At 70.8% G+C, this 1,798-nt stretch carries 1 protein-coding gene; it reads left to right on the top strand.

Features of this window, described 5'->3' with window-relative positions; all coding sequences use genetic code 11:
* Positions 1 to 404 precede the first annotated feature (404 nt).
* Positions 405 to 1,772, top strand: a complete 1,368-nt coding sequence (locus ACWGL3_RS32135; RefSeq protein ID WP_267947371.1) for an MFS transporter — start codon at positions 405 to 407, stop codon at positions 1,770 to 1,772.
* Positions 1,773 to 1,798: the final 26 nt, after the last annotated feature.

The raw sequence follows: 1,798 nt of genomic DNA, 5'->3' as shown, positions 1-1,798 counted from the left end.
GGGCCCACCGGAGGAACCGGTGGGCCCCTCCGCCGTGTGGGGCCGCCGCGCCCCCTTCCCGGCGGTGCCGCGCCGACGGGCTCCGGGCCGCCGTCCCGGGAGGGCCGCGGGCGCCCTCCGGCCGGGGCTGGTTGTCCGCTCCGTGCCCGAATCCTCACCGACCGTTCGGTCAGGTTAGGGCCTCTCATCTGCGATAAAGGGACCCCCTTGTCAAAAGTGCCTTGAGTCACATGGCATGGTGTCCGTATGGTCTGTGTGCCCCGTCACGTCCCCGCGAAGGACGCGGACGACGTGTCCGGCGCGCGCGACCGCGTCCCGGACCGGTGACCGTCCTCCCGGCCACCGAGGGCCGAGCCCCTCAGCAGAACCCGACCCCCGGTCGGCAGAGAACCTACGGAGCAGCAATGGCACCTTCCGACCCCGCGGCCCCCGTGCCGGCCGACGCCGTCGAGACAAGGGAGCGCCGCCGCGTCCTGGCGGGCACCATGGTCGGCACGACCATCGAGTGGTACGACTTCTTCATCTACGCGCAGGCCGCCGGCCTGGTGCTCGCACCGCTGTTCCTCGCACCGCTGTCCGAGACCAGCCCCGCGGTGGCCCAGGTGCTCTCGTTCGCCACCATCGGCATCTCGTTCCTCTTCCGGCCGCTGGGCGCGATCGTCGCCGGCGCCCTCGGCGACAAGTTCGGCCGCAAGCAGGTGCTCGTCGCCACCCTCGTCATGATGGGCCTGGCCACCTTCCTCATCGGCGCCCTGCCCACCTACGCCCAGATCGGCGTGGCGGCGCCCGTCCTCCTGATCCTCCTGCGCATCCTCCAGGGCTTCTCCGCGGGCGGCGAGTGGGGCGGGGCCGCGCTGATGTCGGTGGAGCACGCGCCGACCGGGAAGCGCGGCTACTTCGGCGCCTACCCGCAGATCGGCGTCCCCTGCGGCATGATCCTCGCGACCTTCGTCGTCTGGGCGATCACCGTGGTCATCGGCCAGGAGGCGTTCCTGGCCTGGGGCTGGCGCATCCCGTTCCTGATGTCCTTCCTGCTGATCATCGTCGGCCACCTCATCCGCAAGTCCGTGGAGGAGTCCCCGGTCTTCAAGCTGATGCAGGAGCGCCGGGCCAAGGCCTCCGCGCCGCTGCGCCAGCTGTTCCGCGGCAACGCCAGGGAGGTCGTCCTCTCCGCGCTGATCTTCCTCGCCAACAACGCGGCCGGGTACCTCGTGATCGCGTTCCTCGCGACGTACGCGTCCCGCCCGGTGGAGGAGTTCGGCCTGGGCATGGAGCGCGGACCGGTACTGCTGGCGACCACGCTCGCCTCGTTCGGCTGGCTGATCTCCACCCTGTACGGCGGATGGCTCTGCGACCGGATCGGCCGGGTGCGCACCTTCCAGATCGGCTACGCGATGCTGGCCGCCTGGGCCGTGCCGATGTGGTTCATGATCGACACGGGCAACGTCCTGATGTACTTCGTCGCGGTCTTCGTGTTCACCCTCGGCATGGGCCTCAGCTACGGCCCCCAGTCGGCGCTGTACGCGGAGATGTTCCCCGCCGAGATCCGCTACTCGGGCGTGTCGATCGGCTACGCGCTCGGCGCCATCCTCGGCGGCGCGTTCGCGCCGATGATCGCGGAGCTGCTGCTGACCAGCTTCGACGCCTCGTGGACCATCGGCGCCTACATCGTGGTGGCCTGTGCCGTCTCCTTCGTCGCCGTCTCGATGGTGAAGGAGCCCATGGGCGTCGACCTGCACGTGGACGACGCCGAGCCCACCCCCGCCCCCTAGGCGCCAGGGGCGGAGGGCCGGTACGC

Source organism: Nocardiopsis sp. NPDC055824, from assembly GCF_053616335.1.
This window is presented reverse-complemented; position numbering and strand designations above follow the sequence as displayed.

Excerpts from the sequence above, each read along its gene's own strand:
- ACWGL3_RS32135 (WP_267947371.1), top strand. The coding sequence starts at position 405 with ATGGCACCTTCCGACCCCGCGGCCCCCGTGCCGGCCGACGCCGTCGAG.